The following is a 22,810-nucleotide window of genomic DNA, read 5'->3' on the forward strand; positions in this document are numbered from 1 at the left end:
GCCCCCGGGCCCCGCCCCCCCCGGGGGCCGCCTTTCTGAGCGCGGACCGCTCCCGACGGTGCGGGGTGTGTTCGCGCAGTTCCTCGCGCCCCTGGTTGGCCGTCGTTCGGCTGCCAGTCGTGGGTGGCCGTTCGCGCGGTTCCTCGCGCCCCTGATTGGTAGTCGTTCGGCTCCCGACCGTGTGGGGTTGCTCGCGCGGTTCCTCGCGCCCCTGGTTCTGGCGGGGTGGGAAATCTAGCCCCTCCGGCGTTTGAGGAGCGGGGTCCCGGGGGGAGCCCTGGGATGCCGGGCTCGCAACCCCCGGAGGGTCTCGGGAAGGGGCGGGGTGGGGGAAGTCCCCCGAACGCCCCGCCCGCCGCGACCCGCACCGCACGGCGTGACACGGTGGTGACACCTGCCGTCACCGCCGATACCGGGAGCCCGTCATGGCAGATCTGCAGGACGACCCCCAGGACACCCCGGGGGTCGGCGAACTCGACGCGCCCGCCCCGGCCGCGCCGCCGGACTCGGACGCGGGCCCCGCCCCCGCGCCCGCACCGGAACACGGCGACGACCTCCGTCGCGCCCGCACCCTGCTGGCCGCCCACCCCGTGGCCGACGGCCACAACACCCTGGCACGGGCGCTGGCGCTGACCCCCTGGCAGGATCTGGAGGCCGGCGAGAGCTCCCTCGACACGGACATCCCGCGACTGCGGGCCGGCGGCGTCGGCGCGCAGTTCTGGGCGCTGACCGCCGAGGACGACGGCACCGAGCCGGTCGCCGGCACCCTCGAACGCCTCGACCGCATCCGCTCGCTGATCGCCGCCTACCCGGAGGGCCTGCGGCTCGCGCTGTCCGGCGGCGACCTCTCCGACGCCCGCAACTGCGGCCGCATCGCCTCGTTCCTCGGCCCGGTCGCCGCCCATGCGCTCGGTGATTCGCTGGGTACGCTGCGGTCCCTCCACCTCCTGGGGGTGCGGGCCCTTTCGCTCACCCCGGGCACCAGCTGGACCGAGCCGGGACTCAGCCGCTTCGGGCTGGAAGTCGTGCGGGAGGCCAACCGGCTCGGCGTACTGCTCGACCTCTGCGGTGCCACCCCCGGCACCTGGCGCCGCACCCTCGGCACCTCCCGGGCCCCCGTGCTGCTCTCCCGTTCGGCGGCGGCCTCCCTCACCCCGCACCCGCTGAACGCCACGGACGACCTGCTCGCCGCGATCGGCGCGCACCACGGCGTGTGCCTGGTGAGCTTCGCGCCGGAGCAGATCGAGCGGACCGGCAAGGCCGTGTCCGTCAGCGACGTGGCCGACCACATCGAGCGGGTGCGCGACGTGGCCGGGCCGGGCAACGTGGGTCTGTCGGGAACGTACGGGCTGATCACGGGCGCGCCGCGCACCCCGGGCCTCGAAGACGCCTCCTGCTATCCGATCCTGATCGCGGAGCTACTCGGCCGCGGTTGGACCGATCCCGAGGTGGCGGCCCTGACCTGGGAGAACCTTGCCCGGGTGGTCCGGGACGCGGAGTTCGCCGCCCGCGCCACGCGGGGCGGCGCGTCCAGCGCCACCCTTGAGGAGCTGGACGGCCCCGGCTAGGCGCGCGGACGGCCCATCGCGCGGTAGGTCCAGCCCGCGTCCCGCCACTTGGCGGGGTCGAGCGCGTTGCGGCCGTCCAGGATTATCCGCGACGAGGCGGCCGTGGCGAGCTCGGCCGGGTCGAGGTCGCGGAACTCGCGCCACTCCGTCAGGTGCAGCACCACATCGGCGCCGCGCACGGCCTCCAGCGCACTCGGCGCGTACCCGAGCGTCGGGAAGACGCGGCGGGCGTTGTCCATGCCCTTCGGGTCGTACACCGTGACCTGCCCGCCCTGGAGGTGGATCTGCCCGGCGACGTTCAGCGCGGGGGAGTCCCGTACGTCGTCGGAGTCGGGCTTGAAGGTGGCGCCGAGCACGGCGACCCGCTTGCCGAGGAAGGTCTCGCCGCCCACCGCCTCGCGGGCCAGCTCCACCATGTGGCCGCGGCGGCGCATGTTGACCGAGTCGACCTCGCGCAGGAACGTCAGCGCCTGGTCGGCGCCGAGCTCACCGGCCCGCGCCATGAACGCCCGGATGTCCTTGGGCAGGCAGCCGCCGCCGAAGCCGATGCCGGCCCGCAGGAACTTCTTCCCGATGCGCTCGTCGTGGCCGATGGCCTCGGCCAGCTTCACCACGTCGCCGTCGGCGGCCTCGCACACCTCGGCCATGGCGTTGATGAACGAGATCTTGGTGGCGAGGAAGGAGTTGGCCGCGGTCTTGACCAGTTCGGCGGTCGGGAAGTCGGTCACCACGAACGGCGAGCCCGCGCCGATGGGGCCCGCGTACACCTCGCGAAGCAGCTTCTCGGCGCGCTCGCTCTCCACGCCGACCACGAGCCGGTCCGGGTGCAGGGTGTCGTCGACGGCGAAGCCCTCGCGCAGGAACTCGGGGTTCCACGCCAGCTCCACGCCCTCGGGGAGGTCCTCGGCCAGCCGGGCCGCCGAGCCGACCGGCACCGTCGACTTGCCCACGACGAGCGCGCCGTCCCGCAGGTGCGGTGCCAGCGAGGCGAAGGCGGCATCGACGTACGACATGTCGCACGCGTACTCGCCGTGCTTCTGCGGCGTGTTCACACAGACGAAGTGCACGTCGCCGAACGCGCCGACCTCCTCCCAGGAGGTGGTGAACCGCAGCCGCCCGCTGGAGCCGTCCAGGCCCGCGACGTGCTTGGCCAGCAGTTCCTCAAGACCGGGCTCGTACATGGGGACGCGTCCGCGCGCGAGCATCTCGATCTTCTCGGGGACCACGTCAAGGCCCAGCACCTCGAACCCCAGCTCCGCCATGGCCGCGGCATGGGTGGCTCCGAGGTATCCGGTGCCGATCACAGTGATCTTGAGGGCCATGCGGTGCTCCTGGAAGTGCGGCTCGGGAGGCGGGCTCGGGCGTACGGGCGACAAACGCGCTGCCCGAGCATAGTCGGGCCCCGCAGGACCCCCCTTTCCGGGCTGTCGCCAAGCTCACGTATGCCTGGGGCCGCCCTGGCCTCTAAAATTAGGTTACTTAACGGTAGTTAGCGTCGCTTGGGGAGTGAGAGACCGTGGCCGGAACGGCTGGAAACGCAGGACACACGGGCAACTCGGAGTTCGACCTGTACCGCCCGTCCGAGGAGCACGACATGCTCCGCGACGCCATCCGCTCGCTCGCCGAGGCCAAGATCGGCCCGTACGCGGCCGAGGTCGACGAGCAGGCCCGCTTCCCCCGGGAGGCGCTCGACGCGCTCGTCGCCAATGACCTGCACGCCGTGCACGTGCCGGAGGAGTACGGCGGCGCCGGCGCCGACGCGCTCGCGACGGTGATCGTGATCGAGGAGGTCGCGCGGGTCTGCGCCTCCTCCTCGCTCATCCCGGCCGTGAACAAGCTCGGCTCGCTCCCGGTGATCCTCTCCGGCTCCGAGGAGCTGAAGAAGAAGTACCTGGGCCCGCTGGCCAAGGGCGAGGGCATGTTCTCGTACTGCCTCTCCGAGCCGGACGCGGGCTCGGACGCGGCGGGCATGAAGACGAAGGCCGTCCGCGACGGCGACTTCTGGGTCCTCAACGGCGTGAAGCGCTGGATCACCAACGCCGGTGAGAGCGAGTACTACACGGTGATGGCCGTGACCGACCCCGAGAAGCGCTCGAAGGGCATCAGCGCCTTCGTCGTGGAGAAGTCGGACGAGGGCGTCTCCTTCGGCGCCCCCGAGAAGAAGCTCGGCATCAAGGGCTCCCCGACCCGCGAGGTCTACCTCGACAATGTGCGCATCCCGGCCGACCGCATGATCGGCGAGGAGGGCACCGGCTTCGCCACGGCGATGAAGACCCTGGACCACACCCGCATCACGATCGCGGCCCAGGCCCTCGGCATCGCACAGGGGGCCCTGGACTACGCCAAGGGCTACGTCCAGGAGCGCAAGCAGTTCGGCAAGGCGATCGCCGAGTTCCAGGGCGTCCAGTTCATGCTGGCCGACATGGCCATGAAGCTGGAGGCCGCCCGCCAGCTCACCTACGCGGCCGCCGCCAAGTCCGAGCGCCTCGACGGCGACCTGACGTTCTTCGGCGCCGCCGCCAAGTGCTTCGCCTCCGACGTGGCGATGGAGATCACCACCGACGCGGTCCAGCTGCTCGGCGGCTACGGCTACACCCGCGACTACCCGGTCGAGCGCATGATGCGCGACGCGAAGATCACCCAGATCTACGAAGGCACCAACCAGGTCCAGCGGATCGTGATGTCGCGCAACCTGCCGTAGTTCCAAGGCAGTTGAAAGGGCCTGCCCCCGGCGGAACCGGGGGCAGGCCCTTTCGCGTGGTGGCCGCGGTGGCTACTTGACCGTGACCTTGTCGTCGTTCTTCAGCTCGTTCACCAGCTGGGTGACCTTCGGCTTGTCCCACAGCAGGGACGTCTGCGGGCCGTCGCCCGCCACCGGCATGTTCATCGAGATGCCGTCGCCGCTCGTGATGCCCTTCATCGCCCAGAACATGTCGGCCAGGTCGAACAGGCCCATGTCCTTGTCCACGATCAGGGTGTCCAGGCCCGCGCCCATCACCGGGTACAGCTTGAAGGGGTTCAGGACCGTCGACGGGGTCGCCGTCTGGCTGGCCAGGGCGGACAGGAACTTCTGCTGGTTCTTGGTGCGCTCCAGGTCGCCGGCGGCGTACCCGTGCCGGTTGCGCACGAAGGCGAGGGCCTGCTGACCGTTGAGGGTCTGCTTGCCCTTCTTGAAGTCCGCGCCGGAGTCCTTGTCCTTGATGTCCTGCGGGATGTCGAGCTCCACACCGCCCACCGCGTCCACGATGTTCGCGAACCCCGCGAAGCCGATCTCCGCGTAGTGGTCGATGTGCAGTCCGGTGTTCGCCTCGACGGTGCGGACCAGCAGTTCGGGGCCGTCGATGGAGAACGCCGCGTTCAGCTTGTCCTTGCCCTTGGACGGGAAGGACTTTCCGGAGTCCGAGCCCTTGAAGCTGGGGATCGTCACCCACGAGTCGCGCGGCAGCGAGACCATCGTGTTCCCGTTGTCGCCGACGTGCAGCAGGATCATCGAGTCGGTCCGCTTGCCCTCGGCCGAGCCGGTGTGCAGCTTCTTCTTCTCGTCGGCGGACATGCCGTCGCGGGAGTCGGAGCCGACGATCAGGTAGTTGGTGCCCTTGCCGGTCTCGGGGCGGTCGATGACCTTGGAGAGGTCGACCTCGCGGCGCACCTTGGAGTCGGCCCAGAAGTAGGTGCCGACCGAGGTGGCCACCACGGCGACCACCAGGACCAGCGCGCCGATGGTGATGCGCTTGCGCCAGTTCGGCGCGGCCCCGGGCCGCCCGCCACCGCCGCGCCGCGGCCCCTCGGGCCCGCCGGGCCCGCCCGGACCCCGGCCGGCCGGGCTGCCGTAGACGTGACCCTCGCTGTACCCGCTGTCATACGAGCCGGGCCCGGGGACCCGGGGGGCGCCTTGGCCGTACTGCTGCCCGCCGTAGCCGTCGTCGTACCCGGGTTGCTGGGGCACCGGGCGCTGCGGCGGGTGCGTGGGTGCGGGCCGCTGGACGTGGCGCATCCGGCGCGCGCCCTCGGGCCGCGCGGCAGAGCTGCCGCGGCCGTAGGCGTCGCGGTCACCGTTTCCGCGGGCGTTGCCGTCGAGGGCGTCGGGCCATTCGTTCATGCGGTCCAGCATGCACGGCACGGTCCGGCCGCTGACAGGGCGGGTGGGAATTCGGGGCAGGGCTGTTGCAATGCTGATGCAATGAGCGGGGGCGCGTAGGCCGCATAAAGTGAACGCATGACTGATCTTCCGGGCAAGCCGACCTCGGCCTCCCGAACCACCCTGAGCCACATCATGACCACCCATGACACCAATCTCCTCGGCACGGTGCACGGCGGTGTGATCATGAAGCTGGTGGACGACGCCGCGGGTGCGGTCGCCGGGCGCCACTCGGGCGGCCCGGCCGTCACCGCGTCCATGGACGAGATGGCGTTCCTGCTGCCGGTCAGGGTCGGCGACCTGGTGCATGTGAAGGCGCAGGTCAACTGGACCGGCCGGTCCTCGATGGAGGTCGGCGTACGGGTCCTTGCCGAGCGCTGGAACGAGTCGACCCCGGCCCAGCAGGTCGGCTCCGCCTACCTCGTCTTCGCCGCCGTGGACGCCGACGGCAAGCCCCGCCGGGTGCCGCCGGTGATCCCGGAGACCGAGCGCGACGAGCGCCGCTACCAGGAGGCCCAGATCCGCCGCACCCACCGGCTCGCCCGGCGCCGCGCGATCATGGACCTGCGTGAGAAGCGGTCGGCCGAGGGCCTGGACGACTGACCTCGGGGCCCCGGCCGGCGAGGGCTCGCCGGGCAGCCGCCCGGGGCCTCAGGGGCAGACCACCTGGTCCCCGGTCACCGTGCCGAAGTCACCCTGCGGCGGCTCCTGCGCCCGCACCGGGACGACGTCCTTGAAGTCGGCGCCCGCTGTCACCTTCATCCTGGCGCCGAGCCCCTTGACCGGGTGCAGCTCGCTGCCCGGCAGCGCGATCGAGAGCGACCGCGCCGAGCGGTCCCAGCGCGGGTCGTACTCGATCAGGGTGCGGCGCATCTCCAGGTTCGTGCTGGCCAGCGGGGTGCCGGTGGTCTTGAAGCCGGTGGCGTGCAGCGCGTCGTCGACGCGGCGGCCGAGCCCGTCGGTGCGGGTTCCGTTGTAGACCTGCACGTTGATCTGCTCGGGTGCCACCTCCACCATCGCGCCCGATCCCCGGTGCGGCGGCTTCGCGTCCTTGACGCTCGGCTGCGCGGCCTTCGGCCCGCTCCGCCCGGTCAGCGACTTGTCGTCGCGCAGCAGCCGGAACAGCTTCTTCGCCTTGGCGTCGTCCCACTTCACCGTCGAGCCGATGCCCTTGACCGGGAAGCTGAGCTGCCCGAGCGGCACGGTCGTGAAGTCCGACGACGAGGGGGAGAAGCCCTTCATCGCCGAGCCGAACGACAGCATCTCCTCGATCCCGAAGCCCTCGTCGGCGCGTACCGAGGACAGCAGGGACGAGGCGACCTCGCGGAACTTCACCGGGTTCAGGAGCACCCCGTTGCTCGTCGCCTTGGAGATCAGCGCCGCCAGGAAGCGCTGCTGGCGCTGCATCCGGCCGAGGTCGGCGGCCCCGTCGATGTGCCGGGAGCGTACGTACTGGAGCGCCTCGCCGCCGTTCAGCTGATGGGTGCCCGCGGCGAGGTCGAGCCCGGTGTAGGAGTCCTTCATCGGGCGGACCGTGCAGATCTGCACCCCGCCCACCACGTCGACCGTCTTCATGAAGCTGGTGAAGTCGACCTCCAGATAGTGGTCGATCTTCAGCCCGGTCATATTCTCGATGGTGCTCACCGTCAGCGCGGGGCCGCCCTCGGCGTACGCCGCGTTCAGCTTCAGCGGGTGCTGGGGGTGGTGCTGGCCGGTGGCCTCGTCGGTGTGCTCGGGGACCTCGGCGTACGAATCGCGCGGCAGGCTCACCACGCTGACCCGGCGCCGGTCCGCCGAGACGTGCACCATCATGATCGTGTCGGTGCAGTGGCAGGGCGCCCCGCCGAGCCGGTACTTCTGCTTCTCCTCCGGCGTGATCTTGTCCCGGCCGTCGGTGCCGACGAGCAGGATGTTGGTGCCGTGACCGCCCTGCGGCCGGTTCTTCATGTCCCGGAACGGGTCCACCCGGCCGATCCCGCCGTCCAGACCGGTCACCACCGCGTGCCCCACGCCGCCCGCGCCGAGCACCAGGACGGACAGCGTGGTCGCCAGGCGCATCCCCCAGCGGGGCCGCTCGTCCTGCTGTCGGCTGCGGGGAGCAACGCTGCGGGCGGGGCGCGGGCGGGGCGGCGTGGGCACGGGGACCTCCGCGGGTGACAGGGGGATCTTGAGCACCGTAGGCCCATACGATCAGCTACCCCGTGCACCGCCCGGCCGCCGCGCGACCGTGTCCCCCATTCGCGGTAACGTGACCACCGATGAACGCCACGCCTGCTGTTTCCGTGATCATGCCGGTCCTCAATGAGGAGCGGCATCTGCGCAACTCGGTCCGTCACATCCTGGAACAGGAGTACGCGGGCGAGATGGAGGTGGTGATCGCGCTCGGCCCGTCCACGGACCGCACCGACGAGATCGCCGCCGAGCTGGTGCGCGAAGACCCCCGCGTCCACACCGTCCCCAATCCCACCGGGCGTACGCCGGCGGCCCTGAACGCGGCCATCAAGGCTTCCCGCCACCCGATCGTGGTACGCGTCGACGGCCACGGCATGCTCTCGCCGAACTACATCGCCACCGCCGTACGCCTCCTGGAGGAGAGCGGTGCGCAGAACGTCGGCGGCATCATGCACGCCGAGGGCGAGAACGCCTGGGAGGACGCGGTCGCGGCCGCGATGACCTCGAAGATCGGCGTCGGCAACGCGGCCTTCCACACCGGAGGCGAGGCCGGGCCCGCGGAGACCGTGTACCTGGGTGTCTTCCGCCGCGAGGCCCTGGAGCAACAGGGCGGCTACAACGAGGAGTTCATCCGCGCCCAGGACTGGGAGCTGAACTTCCGGATCCGGGAGGCCGGCGGCCTCATCTGGTTCTCGCCCGAGCTCAAGGTCCAGTACCGGCCCCGCCCGTCGGTGAAGGCGCTGGCCAAGCAGTACAAGGACTACGGGCGTTGGCGCCATGTGGTGGCCCGCTACCACGAGGGCTCCATCAACCTGCGCTACCTCGCGCCGCCGACGGCCGTCTGCGCGATCGCCGCCGGCGTCGTGGTGGGCGCGCTGGTGACGCCGTGGGGGCTCGTGGTTCCGGCCGGCTATCTGGCCGCGATCGTCGCGGGCTCCGTCCCGGCGGGCAAGGGACTCTCCCTCAAGGCCCGTGCCCAGATCCCGGTGGCGCTCGCCACCATGCACATGTCGTGGGGCTACGGCTTCCTGACCAGCCCGAAGGCGCTGGCGAAGAAGGTCATCGCGAGCCGCCGTCCGGCGGTGCGGACCACATCCGTGTGACCCGCCACGAACTGACCGCCACGAACTGACCCGCCCGAATTGCCCCGTACGAACGTGAAGGGGGCGCCCGGTGCCGAAAGCACCGGGCGCCCCCTTTCCCGTAGGCGGGCGGACTAGAAGCGGTAGGGCGCGTACACGTCCATGCAGGCGCCCTTGTCGGCTCCGTTGACCGTCTCGGTGTCCTTGAGCGGGTCGCTCGCCTTGGGATCCTGCTTCGGGTAGCTGTCGCCGCTGCGCCAGTCGGCGCCGACCACCAGGGTCAGACTCTTGACGTCGGAGGCCTTGACCGCGGAGGCGGGCAGGCCGAGCGCCGTGGCGATCGACTCCGCGTCCGCCTTGCCCTGCGCGCCCGAAGCCTGGGGGTAGTCGACCTCACTGGCGGAGGCGGGGTTGCTGGAACCCGTGTCGGCCTTCTTGAAGCCCTTGGCCTTGAGGGCGTTGACCACCTCGGTGGCCCGGCCCTTGGCGGCGACGCGGCCGCCCGTGCCGGTGCCGTTGACCACGGTCACCGCGAGCGAGTCGGCGCTTGCCGCGGCCGGCCCCTTGGAGGGCGCGGCGGCAGGCTTGCCGTCGCTCTTGCCGTCCAGCGGCTTGTCGTCCCGCAGCAGCGCCCACAGCGCGTCGGCCTTGGCCTTGTCCGGCACCACGTGGGCATCCGGGTCCTTGGGGTCGGGCAGGCGCGGCATGGTCAGCATGTTGATGCGGTCCATGGGGATGTCCTTGAGCTCCATCCCCAGGTCGAACAGCTTCTTGACGTTGAGCTCCGAGGACACCTGGAGCGCCTTGACCGCGGTTTCGGCGATGCCCATCAGGCGGCCCGTGTCGGTGAACGCGTTCTGGTCCTTGAGGTTGCGGATCACCGAGTTCATGTACATGTGCTGGGCTTCGGAGCGGCCGATGTCGCTGCCGAAGGCGTGCCGGGTGCGCAGCCACTGGAGGGCCTGCTCGCCCTTCACCGTGTGGTTGCCCGCGGTGAGGTGCAGACCCGAGCCGCCCTTCTGGAGCTTCGTGGGGTGGTCGTCGATGTTCTGCTTCACGCAGACGTCGGCGCCGCCCACCGCGTCCGAGATGGCCACGACACCGGCGAAGTCGACCATCATCCAGTGGTCGATGTAGATGCCGGTCAGCTTCTCCCAGGTGTCCAGGACACAGCCCGCCCCGCCGCGCCCGAGCGCCTCGTTGATGATGGCGTTCGTGGGCGGGTTGACCTTGTTCTTCACGGTGTCCTTGCACTCGGGCACGTCCACCCGAGTGTCGCGCGGGATGCTCACGACCGAGGCGTTCTTGCGGTCGGCCGAGACGTGCAGCAGCATCTGTACGTCCGCGTGCGCGTCGCCGTCCCGGATGTCCTTGCCGCCGCCGAGCTTGACGTTGTCGTCCGAGGCCCGGCTGTCCGAGCCGATGAGCAGGATGTTCAACGGCGTCTGGCCGTCGGCGTTCGGCGCGGTCTTCTTGGCGTCGCTGCCGCCCGCACTGCGGTCGCCCTTGCGGATGCTGTTGTTCAGGTGCTGGTAGTACAGGTAACCGGCGCTGGCCGTCCCGAGTATGAGGACCGCGAGCGTGATCGCGGTCCATCTCAGTATTCGGTGCTTGCGTTTGCCGCGTTTGCGGCGCCCGCCCCTTCGGTGCCCGGTGCCCGCCGCGGAACCGGGGCCGCCGCCCTTGCCGGGCCCGTCCTTCGACGCGCCGGAGTCGTCCTTGGACTCGCCGGACCGCGCGGGCTCCGTGGCACCGTCGGATCCCGAATGACCCGAGGATCCCGCGGCCGTGCCGGACGCCTCGGACGCGTCGTCCCCGTACAGGCTCTCGTCCCAGCCGAGTTCGCCCGCGTGCTCCACGCGGCCGGGTGTCCCCTCCCCGCGCACGCTGTTCTTGCCCACCCCAAAACCCCCCTGTCGTTCAGACTCCCCCCGGGCCCGGACGGGCCGTGAGTGTCCGTTACTTGGCGCACACCGACTTGTCGGCTTCGACCTTCTGAATGCCCTCCGGCGCCTTGGCCGGAGCGGCGATGGGTGTTCCCGCCTGCTTGAAGTCGGGGCCGAGGGTCAGCACCATGGCCTCCTTGCCCACGGCGTCCTTCGTGCCCGGCTTCAGGGCCGAGGCCGGCAGGCCGAACAGGTCCGCGAGCTTGCGGGCCTGGTCCGCCTGGTTCGGCGCGTACGCGAGGACCGTCGCGGGCACCTTGGCCGGCGCGTTCGAGCCGTTGCTCGACTTGAGTACGCCCTCCTGGTTCTGCAGCCAGGTGACCACCGTGCCCGCAGAACCGGCCTCCGCACCCCCGTTGAGCACGGTGACCCGTACGTCGGACGACTTGGCGCGCGGGCCGTTGAGGCGGGCGGCCTCCTCGGCGGCGGCCGCGCTCTTGGCGTCCGCCTCCTTCTTCTTGACCTCGGTCAGCGAGGTGTCGGAGCGCATCATCGCGAACAGCGCGTCGGCCTTCGTCGGGTCGGGCACGACCGTGATGTGCTTCTTGCCCTCGGCCGGGTTGTCGATCACCGGCAGCGTGGTGAAGGTGATGTTCTTCGCGTCGATCTTGCCGAGCACCTGGGCGAGGTCGGTCAGCTTCTTGATGCTGCCTATCCCGGAGTCGACCGTGAGCGCCTTGGTCGCCGCGTCCGCGAGACCGTACATCTTGGTCGGGCTGCCCAGGGTGTCGTCCGACTTCATCTGCCGGATCATCGAACTCAGGAACTGCTGCTGCTGCTTGATCCGGGAGAGGTCGCTCTCGTCGCCGAAGCTGTGCCGGGTCCGTACGAACGCGAGGGCCTGCTCGCCCTTGACGACGCTCTCACCGGCCGGGAGCTTCAGATGCGACTTGGGGTCGTTCACCGGCTTGGTGAGGCAGACCTTGACGCCGCCGACGGCCGTCGACAGCTCCTTGACGGCGTTGAAGTCCGCCATCATGAAGTGGTCGACGTTGAGACCGGTGAGCTGCTTGACCGTACGCATCGTGCAGCCCGGGTCGCGGCCCTCCTGGCCCAGGCTGGTGTTGAAGCGCACCTTCCGCTCGGCCCGGACCGTCTTGGTGGTGCCGTCCTGCTGCTTCGTCGGGCAGTCGGGGACGTCGATGATCATGTCGCGCGGGATGGACATCGCGGTCGCGTTGGTCCGGTCCGCGGAGACGTGGAAGAGGATGTTGGTGTCGGCGTGGCCCTCGCTGCCGGCGTCGCCGTAGCCGTCGTTGCCCTTGCCGGTGCGCTTGTCGGTGCCGATGACGAGGATGTTGAACGCCCCGTCCGGCACCGAGCTCTTGCTGCCCGCGTCACCCACGTCGACGGTGTTCAGATTGCCGTTGAAGTGCTGGTAGAGCCAGTAGGCACCGCCCGCGCCGACGACGAGGACGAAGCCCATCACCCCGCCCGTCCACAGCAGCGCCTTCTTCTTGCGGGGCGCCTTGGGCTTGCGCTTGCGGCGGCCCTGGCCGTCGGCGGACGCCTCGGGGGGCTTTTCGCCCCGGCGGTTGCGCTGCTCCGGCACCTCGCGGCGCCCGGAGCGGCCGGACGGGGCCTTTCTTCTGCTGGATGCGGTGCCGCCGGACCGGGAGGGGCCGGAATCCGACTGCGTACCGGAAGGATTCAGTCGCAATTCGTAATTGCCGGTTTCCGGGTTGAGAACCCACTGGTCGGCGGGGTCGACCTCGTCGGCCCGCCCACGGCTCTGCGCATCCACGGTCGCTTCTGTCCTCCGTCGGTGCCGAGTCGCTTCCCCCAAAGCGCTCAATCATTCGCTCCTGCAGTGCGCGGCCCGCTGGCCACTCGCACCGGATCGCGTCACACTATCTGGCCAGTTCAGCCAAGAGCGACGGCCGTGACAAATTCCACGCCCTTTACAACCGGGCATTTGGCCTCAATCCGTAGACCGGCGCGGGCATTTCCTCGGTCGGGTGCCTAACCGCACATGCCCGAGGCCGCGGTGGTCCCCGCATAGGTGGGCGCGGGAGACGGGCTCGGCGAGGGGTCCGGATCGTCCGGCTTGTCGCCGTCGGATCCGGCGCCGCCCTTGTTGCCCGCGTTGGTCTTCGCGCCATCCGCGGGGACGGCCACCTTGACCGGAAGATCCTCCCGCAATTGCTGGAACAGCCGGTCCGCGTCCGGCTGTACGAGCTCGTCGCGGTTCTGGTCGTACGCGTAGGCCTGACGCGGAACCGTGAGGAACTGGACGTTCTCGGTCGGAATGTCGCGCATCGACCGCACCAGGTCGTACAGGTCCCGCAGGGTGTTCAGGCCGGCATCCGTAGTGATCGACTTGGTCGCCGCGTCCAGGACCGGATAGAGCCGCGTCGGGTTGAGCAGCACGCCGTTGCTCTGCACCTTCTTGACCAGCGAACCGAGGAACTGCTGTTGGCGGTCCATGCGTTGGGTGTCGCTGCCGTCGCCGATGCCGTGCCGGGAGCGTACGAAGCCGAGTGCCTGCTCGCCGTGCAGGATCTGGCGTCCGGCGGGGAGCTTCACATGGGCCTGCTGGTCGTCGACGGGCTCCTTCAGGCACACCTCCACGCCGTCCACCGCGTCGACCATGTCCTTGAACCCGTTGAAGTCGATGACCATGTGGTGGTCGACGCGCACCCGGGTCATCTTCTCGACCGTACGGATCGAGCAGGCCGCGCCGCCGAACTCGAACGCCCAGTTGAACTGGGCGAATTGCTCGTTGGTGCGGGTGCCGTCCGGTCTGCCGCAGCCGGGGATGTCCACCATCAGGTCACGCGGCAGCGAGACGGCGGTTGCGCTGCGCCGGTCGGCGGCCAGGTGCAGCAGGATCGTGGTGTCCGAGCGCTGGGCGCCGCCGTCGTCCCTGCCGTACCTGGAGTTGCTGCCCGCGCGCGAGTCCGAGCCGATGAGCAGCACGTTCTCCGCGCCGCGCACGAGGGAGGCGGGCCGCTCCCGCTCGTACTCCTCCAGTTCGTGTGCGGCGGAGGTGTCGGTGTGGATGTTGCCGTCGAGCTTCTTGTAGAGCCACCAGCCGGTCCCGGCGGCGGCGAGCACGGCGACGGAGAGGCCGAGCGCGGTCCAACGCAGCCATCGGCGGCCCTTCTTGACCCCGCCGACGGCCTCCGGCTCCGCGTCCGCGTCCGTTCCGGCGTCGATACCGCTGTCGCTGTCGCTGTCGCTGTCGCTTTTGCCGTCGTCCGTGGCCGTGGCCTGTGCGTCCGGTTCCCCGTCGGCGTCGGTGTCGGCGTCCGCGTCGTCCGTGGTCGCCGGTTCCGTGTCGGTGCCCGGCGGTGGCTGCTCGTCCCCGGGCCGGTGCTCCGGTTCGGGGGGCGTGCCAGCACTGTCGGTCACGTCGGCGTCCATCCTTCACGGCCTTCATGGCCATCGGGCCGTCACGGGTCGGCGGCGCGCCGGCCCGCCGGGCACCCCGGTGGACGACCGCATCGCGCGTGGTTGTGCGTACGGTCGATCATGTACCGGGGTGGGCGGCGGGGCCCGGGGGCTCGGCGTTCAGTGGGCCACAAGGGTGGAGATCGGTACCGGCCCCTACAGCGAGCGGTGGGTGACGCGCTCGCTCTCGGCGCGCTTCTCCAGCCCGCCGTCGGCCAGTTGAGCCAGGTTGCGGCACAGGACGACGGAGCCGCCCGAGGCGAGCGGCGCGTACAGCCCGTGGGCCAGACCGCGCCAGCTGTCGTACGAGAGCGCCGAGAGCAGCCTCGCACCGGCGCCGAGGCCGAGCGCCGCGGCCTCCTCGCGGGCCCGTGCCACGAGTTCGGCGGCGCTCATGTCGATCCCGTCGACGGTGAGGGCGGGACCTGCCGGGTCGACGGGCGCGTACGGCGCGAACCGGTCGCCCTGGCTCGGCACCTCGACGGCGTAGTCCACGAAGCCGGCGGGCGGTTGCGGGAAGCGGCCGCCGAGCGGGCGTAGCGCGAGCGCCACCCGCTCACCGGTGCAGGCGCGGGCCTCCTCCAGTGTGTCGGGGCCGCTGACCACGAGGTCGGCTTCGGCCGCCGCGCCGCCGATCTCGACGGCCACGCCCACCGAGTGGCAGGCCATCAGCCACACGGCGCTCTGCCAGTGCGCGGGCAGCAGCAGCGCGAGCCGGTCGCCGGGCGAGGCGGCGAGATCGCCCTGGAGCAGATTCGCGGTCTTGGCCACCCAATTGGCGAAGGTGGCGACGGACAGTTCCACCCGCTCGCCGGTGGCGTCGTCGTAGAAGGTGATGAAGGGGCGGCCCGGGTCCGCGGCGAGCGCGGATCGCAGCAGGTCGGCAGGGGTGCGGTCGCTGGCGTTCACACGGGCAAGGCTACGGGGCGCGCCCGTGTGGCACCGGCACCGGTGGGCCGGGTGCGTACACCGGTTTGGCCGACGGGCCGTCAGTTCCGCAATGGACAGATTTGTACAAGTATGTCCACCATCGTCTGCATGCGTAGCTTCCTCGCCTCTTCGATCGGCGTCGCCACTGTCGCGGCGCTCGCCCTCCCTCTGGCGGCCACGGCGCCCGTAGCGGTGGCGTCCTCCTCCGCCGCCGAACCCGCGGGCTCCACCCAGTCGCTGCCCCTGACTCCGCTGGACGCGGACCGCTCGGGGGCCGGCGGCACCCAAGAGGGCCTGGCACAACGGGAGGTGAAGCCGTTCTCCCTGGTCGGTGTGGTCTGGGACGACGTGCGGGACGAACTGCACGGCAGCGTCCAGGTCCGCACCCGGGCCCGCGCGGGCGGCGCCTGGTCCGCCTGGCAGGACCTGGAAACCCACAACCACGACCACGCCGCCGACCCGGGCACCGCCGAGGCCGGGGGCGCCCCACACGGCTCCACCGCCCCGCTGTGGGTGGGCGACTCGGACGCCGTCGAGGCCCGGGTGAGCGCCGAACCGGCCGAAGGGGAACGCGCCGCCGCGCCGCTCCCCGCCGGTCTGCGCCTGGATCTCGTCGACCCCGGCGCGGGCCCCGCGGGCGAGGACGAATCCGAGAACTCCCCCGCCGGGCAGGGCCCCACCGTCCTGCCCGCGCTCGACAAGGCCGCGAGCGAGGCCGAGGCGGCGGAGGTGTCCGAGGCGTCCGAGGGGCTCGGCGCCGGATCGCGGGCCCGCCCGTACGTCGGGGCGCGGCCGCGCATCATCACCCGCCGGGGCTGGGGCGCCGACGAGCGGCTGCGCGAGAAGGGCTTCGTCTACACCAAGAGCGTCAAGGTCGCCTTCGTCCACCACACCGCGTCGGGCAACGGATACAGCTGCGCCCAGGCGCCCTCCGTCCTGCGCAGTATCTACCGCTACCACGTCAAGAGCAGCGGCTGGCGGGACATCGGCTACAACTTCGCCGTCGACAAGTGCGGAAACATCTACGAAGGCCGCGCCGGGGGTGTGGCCAAGGCCGTCATGGGCGCGCACACTCTCGGTTTCAACACCAACAGCACGGGCATCGCGGTCCTTGGCACGTACAACAACACCAACCCGTCGGCCGCCGCCCTCAAAGCCATCGAAAAGCTCGCCGCCTGGAAGCTCGGACTGTACGGAGTGAACCCGGCGGGCAGGAGCACGCTGGTCTCGGGCGGCGGCAACCGCTACAAGAAGGGGCGCAGCGTCAGGCTCAACGCCATCTCCGGTCACCGCGACGGGTTCTCGACCGACTGCCCGGGGGCGCGCCTGTACAGCAGGCTCGGCACGGCCCGCGTCTCCGCGGCGCACTACCAGGGCCGGCGCTGACCGGGCCGCATGAGCATCCGGACAGTCTGCATACACTGGCCGGCCGGGAGTTCCGCCGGAACGCGACGGAATCCGAAGGCCGGCCCCAGCAGGAAGCAGAGACGACAGGTGACAGAAGCGATCCTCCTGGTCGGCGGCAAGGGCACGAGGCTGCGCCCGCTCACGGTGAACACCCCGAAGCCGATGGTTCCGGCGGCCGGGGTCCCGTTCCTCACCCACCAACTGGCCCGCGCCCACGCGGCGGGCGTCGACCACATCGTCCTGGCCACCTCCTACCTGGCCGAGGTGTTCGAGCCGTACTTCGGCGACGGCTCCGCGCTCGGCCTCAGCATCGAGTACGTGACGGAGGACGAGCCGCTCGGCACCGGCGGCGCCATCCGCAACGTGGCGTCCAGACTGACCTCGGGCCCCGACGACCCGGTGCTGATCTTCAACGGCGACATCCTGACGGGCTTGGACATCAGGGCGCTGGTCGACACCCACAGCTCGTCCGGTGCGGACGTCTCCCTGCATCTGACCCGGGTCGAGGACCCGAGGGCGTTCGGCCTCGTTCCCACGGATCCGACCGGGCGGGTCACGGCCTTCCTGGAGAAGCCGCAGACCCCCGAGGAGATCGTCACCGACCAGATCAACGCGGGGGCGTACGTGTTCCGCCGCTCGGTGATCGACGACATCCCGGCGGGCCGGCCCGTCTCGGTGGAGCGGGAGACCTTCCCCGGCCTGCTGGCCGGGGGCGCGCACCTCCAGGGCATGGTGGATTCGACGTACTGGCTGGACCTGGGTACCCCGCAGGCCTTCGTCCGCGGCTCGGCCGACCTGGTGCTCGGCCGGGCCCCCTCCCCGGCGGTCCCCGGCCGCTGCGGCGACCGCCTCGTCCTGCCGACGGCGACGGTCGCGCCCGACGCGAAGCTGACGGGCGGCACGGTGGTGGGCCACGGTGCGGTGGTCGGCGAGGGCGCGCGGATCACGGGCAGCACGATCCTGTCCGACGCGGTGATCGAACCGGGCGCGGTGATCACGGACTCGCTGGTGGGAGCCGGGGCGCGCATCGGCGCGCGGACGATCCTGGCCGGAGCGGTCGTGGGCGACGGCGCGCGGGTGGGTCCCGACAACGAGCTCCGCCACGGTGTCAGGGTCTGGTGCGACACCGTGCTCCCGGCGGGCGCCGTGCGCTTCTCCTCGGACCAGTAGCCCCGCGCCGGGCGGGGGTCCGTCGTCCGCAGACCGAGCGGGGTGCTCGCGCGGTTCCCCGCGACGAGCGCCCGCGAGGCGCGAACGGGGTCTGGGGGCCGGGGGCCCCGGCACTCGGGCGCCCCGGGCGGGGAAGGGACCCCGTACCCTCGAAGGGTGGCAGGACGATTCACCCCCCGCACCAGCAGCCGCGCCGGCATCCCCGCACCGCGCCCGGCGGCACAGTCGCGGATCTGGGCCCCGAGCAAGGGCCCCCTCGACCTCGCCCTCACGCTGACGCCCCTCAGGCGCGGCCCCGCCGACCCCACCTTCCGCACCACCGCCGACGGCGCGGTCTGGCGCACCTCGCGCACTCCGGCCGGGCCCGCCACCCTGCGGGTGACCGCCCGCGAGGGCGTGGCGCACGCCGATGCGTGGGGGCCGGGCGCTCAGTGGATGCTGGACCAACTCCCGGCGATGCTGGGGGAGTTGGACGACTTCGATGACTTCGAGCCCCGCCACCGCCTCGTCGCCGAGACACACCGCGCCCGCCCCGGCCTGCGCCTGACCCGTACCGGTCTGGTGCTGGAATCCCTGATCCCGTCGATCCTGGAGCAGAAGGTCACCGCGGACGAGGCCTACCGCGCCTGGCGGCTCCTGGTGCGCAAGTACGGCGAGCCCGCCCCGGGTGCGCCCGAGGGCATGCACGTCATGCCCGAACCCCGGACCTGGGCGCTGATCCCGTCCTGGGAGTGGCATCGCGCCGGGGTCGACTCCAAGAGGTCGGCGACGATCCTGCGCGCGGTACGGGTGGCCCGCCGGATGGAGGAGGCGGTGGCGATGGCCCCGCGAGCCGCCGCCGAACGCCTCGAACTCATCCCCGGCATCGGCCCGTGGACATCGGCCGAAGCCCTCCAACGGGCCATCGGGGCAGCCGACTTGGTGACAGTCGGCGACCTCCACCTGCCCGGCATCATCGGCCACGCCCTCGCGGGCAACCGCCATGCCGACGACGCCGAGATGCTGTCACTGCTCGAACCGTACGCGGGCCAGCGCCACCGGGCCGCCCGCCTGATCCTGCTGAGCGGACGGACCCCGCCCCGCCGCGCGCCGCGCATGCAGCCCCGTAACATCGCGGCGCTGTAGGGGAGTTCAGCGCACCTCGATGAAGTCCGAAGCCTCCCGCGCCGGCCGCTCCTTGGCAGGCTGAGCCGCGTGGCCCACGGCCACCGCCCCCATGGGGTCCCAACCCGCGGGCAGATCAAGGCAGTCGCGTACCACGTCGCGGCAGAACATCGTCGAGGACACCCAGGCCGAGCCCAGGCGTTCGCCGGCCAGGGCGACCAGGAAGTTCTGGACGCCGGCGCCCGCCGCGACCACGAACATCTCGCGCTCGGCACCGTCGCGGCGGGCATCGCCGTAGGTGTGTGAGCCGTCCATCACCAGGCAGGGAACGACCAAGTACGGTGCGGCGCGCAGGACGTCGCCGCGGGCCACGCGCTTGGCGATGGACTCCTCGGACTTCTCGTCGCGGCGCAGGTCCTCGATCCAGGCGTCCCGCATCGCGTCGAGCAGCCGGGTGCGCGACTCGGGCGATTCGAGCAGGACGAAGCGCCAGGGCGTCGTGTGGTGCGGGGCCGGGGCGGTCACCGCCGCCTCCACCGCGCGCCGCACGGCGCCCGGGTCGACGGGCTCGGCCGTGAAGGCCCGCACCGTACGCCGCTGGGTGACCGCCTCCCGGACCGCCTCCGAGGTGCCGAGGCGGAACATGTCGTCCGCCGGGGCGCGGACCATCTCGCGGGCCGAGCCCTCGCCCGCCAGGTGCGCCAGCCCCCGGACCACGGCGACCGGGAGACCGCCGGCCTTGCCCTTCACCAGGTCGCCCGCCGCGGCCAGTTCGTCGGCGTGCGAGATCACCGTCGCGCTCAGCGGGTTGCCGTGCGCGTCCGTGCCGCCGCGCAGATCGTCCAGGACCCGTACGCCACTCGCGCCGATCGCCACGTCGGTCAGGCCGCTGCGCCACGGGCGCCCGAAGGTGTCCGTCACGATCACGCCGACCTCGACGCCGAGCGCGTCGCGCAGCCCGGCGCGGATCGCGGCCGCCGAGGCGTCCGGATCCTCGGGCAGCAGCAGCACGGTGCCGGCCCGGGTGTTGGAGGCGTCGACGCCCGCCGCGGCCATGACCAGGCCCTGGCGGTTCTCGACGATGCGCAGGGCGCCGCGGCGGGCCACCACCCGTACCGTCTCCGTGTCTATGGCCGCCTCGCGGTCGGCGGCCTCCACGATGCGGCCCTCCGCCTTGGAGACGATCTTCGAGGTGACGAGCAGGATGTCGCCGTCGGCGAGATCGGGCGCGGCCGTCGCTATCAGCTTCGCGAGGTCGTCACCCGCCTGGATCTCCGGCAGTCCGGGGACCGCCCACACCCGGAAGGAAGGAGCGTTCACGCGCGGACCTCCTCGGCCAGCGTCAGCGCCTCGCGGGCCATCGCGGTCGTCGCCTCCAGGTCCGTCATCATCAGCGGCACGGCGCGGCAGCGGATGCCCGCCTCCTCGACGCGGGCGACCGAGGCGGCATCGACCGTGTCGATGAGCCAGCCGTCGAGCAGGCCCGAGCCGTAGTGCTCGGCCACCGCCGCCGCCGTGGACTCGACGCCGACCGCCGCGAGCACCTTGTCCGCCATGCCGCGCACCGGCGCGTCACCGACGATGGGAGAGAGGCCGACCACCGGCACGCCCGCCTCCGCGATCGCCTCGCGGATGCCGGGTACGGCCAGGATCGTGCCGACCGAGACGACCGGGTTGGACGGCGGGAAGAGGATGACGTCGGCCGCGGCGATCGCTTCGAGGACGCCGGGCGCGGGCTTGGCCTGCTCGGCGCCGACCGGGACCACTGCCTGCGCGTCCACGGAGGCGCGCAGCCTCACCCAGTACTCCTGGAAGTGGATCGCCCTGCGCTCGCCGTCCAGGTCGACGGCGACATGGGTCTCCACCCGGTCGTCGGACATCGGGATGAGGCGGACGCCGGGCTGCCAGCGGGCGCACAGCGCCTCGGTGACGGCGCTCAGCGAGTAGCCCGCGCCCAGCATCTGCGTACGGACGATGTGGGTCGCGAAGTCGCGGTCGCCGAGTCCGAACCACTCGGGTCCCACGCCGTACGCCGCGAGCTCCTCCTTGACCTTGAAGGTCTCGTCGGTACGCCCCCAGCCCTGCTCCTCGTTGATGCCACCGCCCAGGGTGTACATCACGGTGTCGAGGTCGGGGCAGACCTTCAGGCCGAACAGATGGATGTCGTCACCGGTGTTGCCGATGACGGTGATGTCCGCGTCGGGGGCGGCGGACTTCAGACCACGGAGGAAGCGGGCACCACCGATGCCGCCTGCCAAGACCACAATGCGCATGCAGACAGTCTGTCAGGCGGAGCCTGTCCGCTGGGGGGCGGTGGTCGGGCGACGGGTGGGGTGTCAGGCGGGTACGACATCCTGGGCCGCCGGGGCGGACTGGCTGGGGTGCATCGGCATGTCGGTCAGGCCCGGGTAGTAGACGTGCAGGCTGACGGCCGGCTCCAGGGAGTCGTTGACGACCTCGTGGACGTAGCCCGGCGCGAAGACCCGTTGGGACCCGGAGGTCAGGGTGCCTGCGCCGCGCTCGGTGCGCTCGGTCAACTCGCCGTCCAGGACGGTCAGCACGCCCGAGGAGGCGCCGTGGTCGTGGGCGCCGCTGCCCTGGCCGGGCACCCAGGACAGCAGCCAGACCTCGTAGCCGATTGGGGCCTCCCCTGCTCGAGTGGAGCCGAGAGCTTGGGGAACCGTGCGCAGCCGGTGGTACCAGCGCGAGGTCGCGTCGTACTGGACGAGGTGGGCCCACTGGGAGCGGTCGGCGGCGATGGAGCGGGCGAGGCCCGCGAACTCGGCGACCGTCACGGGGTGCGGGCGGGCGGGCTGCAGGAGGTGCTGGACCTCAAGGATGTCGCCGGCGATCTGGAGGTCGCTGTGGCTGCTGTTCATGGTGCGGGGGTTCCTCGGCAGAAGTGCTGGGGTGTCGCAGATGAGGTGTCTCGGTGGAGACGGCGGCCGCCGCTGGCGCGTGGGCGTCTCAGGGGAGGCGGGGGGAGAAGCTGGATCGCACGGGGAAGAGGTGCGGGATCAACAGCTGGAACAGCAACAGCGGGCCTGGACAGCGCTGCGGAACCCACGGATGTGGGTCGCTCGGTGCACTGTGGTCGCTGACATGCAGTCCAGGAGAACGGGTCGGCGGTGTCGTTGTCAACCCAATGCCCGATTTGGCGGCATTGTTTCACCTCATCCGGTTACTGGGGTGGGAGAAAGGTTTGTGCAGTCGCGGGGCGGGAGATGTGGCGCAACAACAGGCCATTCAAACGCCGTCGCCTTCTCGTGATCCGAATGTGATCCCGACCGCTTTCCGGGTAGGGGCGCAACAAGATCAACACTCGCCTCGTCCTCCTCTGTAGTCGCAGTCGAGCGGGAGCCGAGTGGGAGTCGGCGGAAGGTGTCGGCGCGGGCCGATGATGTGTGTGACGTTTTTGCCGATTTGCACACTTTCCGCATAGCCTTGGTTCCGCAGGGTGAATACGGGGCCCAATAGCAGATCTCGGCTTGACTCGCCCGGATCCACACACTTGTAATTTCACTCGTGTCGTTCGCCCGGATTCGGTGACGGCAACATCACGGGGCAGTAAAAGACAGACGAGGGGCGCATATGACCGAGCTGTTTCAGGAACTGCTGGTCGACGAGGCCGAAGAGGAGCTCGGCTGGCAGGAACGGGCACTCTGCGCCCAGACCGACCCCGAATCCTTCTTCCCCGAGAAGGGCGGCTCCACCAGGGAGGCCAAGAAGGTCTGCCTCGCCTGTGAAGTCCGCTCCGAATGCCTTGAGTACGCCCTCGCCAACGACGAGCGGTTCGGTATCTGGGGCGGCTTGTCCGAGCGGGAGCGCCGACGTCTGAAGAAGGCCGCCGTCTGAAGGTCCGGCGAAAGGTCGCCACCCGAGGAAGGCCGCCGTCCGACC

Annotated in this window: 18 protein-coding genes; 8 read left to right on the forward strand and 10 right to left on the reverse strand. The window is 71.1% G+C overall.

All coding sequences use genetic code 11. From position 1 onward, the window contains the following. The first annotated feature begins 425 nt into the window (after positions 1–425). Positions 426–1,568 (forward strand): dipeptidase, encoded by a 1,143-nt coding sequence (locus OG522_RS22815; protein ID WP_329464856.1) that lies wholly within the window; start codon positions 426–428, stop codon positions 1,566–1,568. On the opposite strand, the gene OG522_RS22820 is transcribed toward OG522_RS22815, so the two are convergent. Next, positions 1,565–2,890: a UDP-glucose dehydrogenase family protein gene (locus tag OG522_RS22820; RefSeq protein ID WP_329464857.1), complete on the reverse strand. Its 1,326-nt coding sequence runs from the start codon at positions 2,888–2,890 to the stop codon at positions 1,565–1,567. The genes OG522_RS22815 and OG522_RS22820 overlap by 4 nt on opposite strands. Before the next feature lie 194 nt (positions 2,891–3,084). On the opposite strand from OG522_RS22820, the gene OG522_RS22825 reads away from it, so the two are divergent. Further along, positions 3,085–4,269 (forward strand): acyl-CoA dehydrogenase family protein, encoded by a 1,185-nt coding sequence (locus OG522_RS22825; protein WP_329464858.1) that lies wholly within the window; start codon positions 3,085–3,087, stop codon positions 4,267–4,269. Between the two features lie 72 nt (positions 4,270–4,341). Here the strand turns inward: OG522_RS22825 and OG522_RS22830 are convergent, their stop codons facing one another. Next, positions 4,342–5,667 carry an LCP family protein gene (locus OG522_RS22830; protein WP_329464859.1) on the reverse strand — a complete coding sequence of 442 codons (1,326 nt, stop codon included), beginning with the start codon at positions 5,665–5,667 and terminating at the stop codon, positions 4,342–4,344. A 117-nt stretch (positions 5,668–5,784) separates the two neighbouring features. Between OG522_RS22830 and OG522_RS22835 the strand changes: the two genes are divergently transcribed. Further along, positions 5,785–6,309, forward strand: coding sequence for an acyl-CoA thioesterase (locus tag OG522_RS22835; RefSeq protein WP_329464860.1), 525 nt, complete (start codon positions 5,785–5,787; stop codon positions 6,307–6,309). A gap of 48 nt (positions 6,310–6,357) precedes the next feature. Here the strand turns inward: OG522_RS22835 and OG522_RS22840 are convergent, their stop codons facing one another. After that, positions 6,358–7,845, reverse strand: coding sequence for an LCP family protein (locus OG522_RS22840; RefSeq protein WP_443074734.1), 1,488 nt, complete (start codon positions 7,843–7,845; stop codon positions 6,358–6,360). Between the two features lie 119 nt (positions 7,846–7,964). On the opposite strand from OG522_RS22840, the gene OG522_RS22845 reads away from it, so the two are divergent. Next, positions 7,965–8,981, forward strand: coding sequence for a glycosyltransferase family 2 protein (locus tag OG522_RS22845; RefSeq protein WP_329464861.1), 1,017 nt, complete (start codon positions 7,965–7,967; stop codon positions 8,979–8,981). A gap of 113 nt (positions 8,982–9,094) precedes the next feature. On the opposite strand, the gene OG522_RS22850 is transcribed toward OG522_RS22845, so the two are convergent. From OG522_RS22850 to OG522_RS22865, 4 genes are all read right to left on the reverse strand, one after another. Continuing rightward, entirely contained in the window at positions 9,095–10,861 is a 1,767-nt protein-coding gene (locus tag OG522_RS22850) for an LCP family protein (protein ID WP_329464862.1), read from the reverse strand. A gap of 58 nt (positions 10,862–10,919) precedes the next feature. Beyond that, positions 10,920–12,650 (reverse strand): LCP family protein, encoded by a 1,731-nt coding sequence (locus tag OG522_RS22855; protein WP_329464863.1) that lies wholly within the window; start codon positions 12,648–12,650, stop codon positions 10,920–10,922. A 218-nt stretch (positions 12,651–12,868) separates the two neighbouring features. Then, a complete protein-coding gene (locus OG522_RS22860; protein ID WP_443074735.1) occupies positions 12,869–14,260 on the reverse strand; it encodes an LCP family protein in 1,392 nt (463 codons plus the stop codon). Between the two features lie 195 nt (positions 14,261–14,455). Then, a complete protein-coding gene (locus OG522_RS22865; protein WP_329464865.1) occupies positions 14,456–15,208 on the reverse strand; it encodes a TIGR03089 family protein in 753 nt (250 codons plus the stop codon). Positions 15,209–15,337: 129 nt separating this feature from the next. On the opposite strand from OG522_RS22865, the gene OG522_RS22870 reads away from it, so the two are divergent. The 3 genes from OG522_RS22870 (at position 15,338) to OG522_RS22880 (ending at position 18,931) form a co-directional block, all read left to right on the forward strand. Continuing rightward, the gene (locus OG522_RS22870; protein ID WP_329464866.1) at positions 15,338–16,615 is read left to right on the forward strand and encodes a peptidoglycan recognition protein family protein; all 1,278 of its coding nucleotides are present in this window, start codon (positions 15,338–15,340) and stop codon (positions 16,613–16,615) included. A 108-nt stretch (positions 16,616–16,723) separates the two neighbouring features. After that, positions 16,724–17,806: an NDP-sugar synthase gene (locus OG522_RS22875; RefSeq protein WP_329464867.1), complete on the forward strand. Its 1,083-nt coding sequence runs from the start codon at positions 16,724–16,726 to the stop codon at positions 17,804–17,806. Positions 17,807–17,962: 156 nt separating this feature from the next. Then, entirely contained in the window at positions 17,963–18,931 is a 969-nt protein-coding gene (locus OG522_RS22880; RefSeq protein ID WP_329464868.1) for a DNA-3-methyladenine glycosylase family protein, read from the forward strand. 6 nt (positions 18,932–18,937) lie between these two features. Here OG522_RS22880 and OG522_RS22885 read toward each other — a convergent pair whose 3' ends face one another. The 3 genes from OG522_RS22885 to OG522_RS22895 form a co-directional block, all read right to left on the reverse strand. Continuing rightward, complete coding sequence (locus OG522_RS22885) at positions 18,938–20,230, reverse strand: coenzyme F420-0:L-glutamate ligase (protein ID WP_329464869.1); 1,293 nt, start codon at positions 20,228–20,230, stop codon at positions 18,938–18,940. After that, positions 20,227–21,183: a 2-phospho-L-lactate transferase gene (gene cofD / locus OG522_RS22890; RefSeq protein WP_329464870.1), complete on the reverse strand. Its 957-nt coding sequence runs from the start codon at positions 21,181–21,183 to the stop codon at positions 20,227–20,229. Before cofD ends, OG522_RS22885 begins: the two co-directional genes overlap by 4 nt. A 63-nt stretch (positions 21,184–21,246) precedes the next feature. Continuing rightward, positions 21,247–21,789, reverse strand: a complete 543-nt coding sequence (locus tag OG522_RS22895) for a cysteine dioxygenase (protein WP_329464871.1) — start codon at positions 21,787–21,789, stop codon at positions 21,247–21,249. 712 nt (positions 21,790–22,501) lie between these two features. On the opposite strand from OG522_RS22895, the gene OG522_RS22900 reads away from it, so the two are divergent. Continuing rightward, positions 22,502–22,765 carry a WhiB family transcriptional regulator gene (locus OG522_RS22900; protein WP_053723761.1) on the forward strand — a complete coding sequence of 88 codons (264 nt, stop codon included), beginning with the start codon at positions 22,502–22,504 and terminating at the stop codon, positions 22,763–22,765. Positions 22,766–22,810 lie beyond the last annotated feature (45 nt).

The sequence above is a fragment of the Streptomyces sp. NBC_01431 genome (genome assembly GCF_036231355.1).
In the GTDB taxonomy this organism is placed as follows: Bacteria; Actinomycetota; Actinomycetes; order Streptomycetales; family Streptomycetaceae; genus Streptomyces.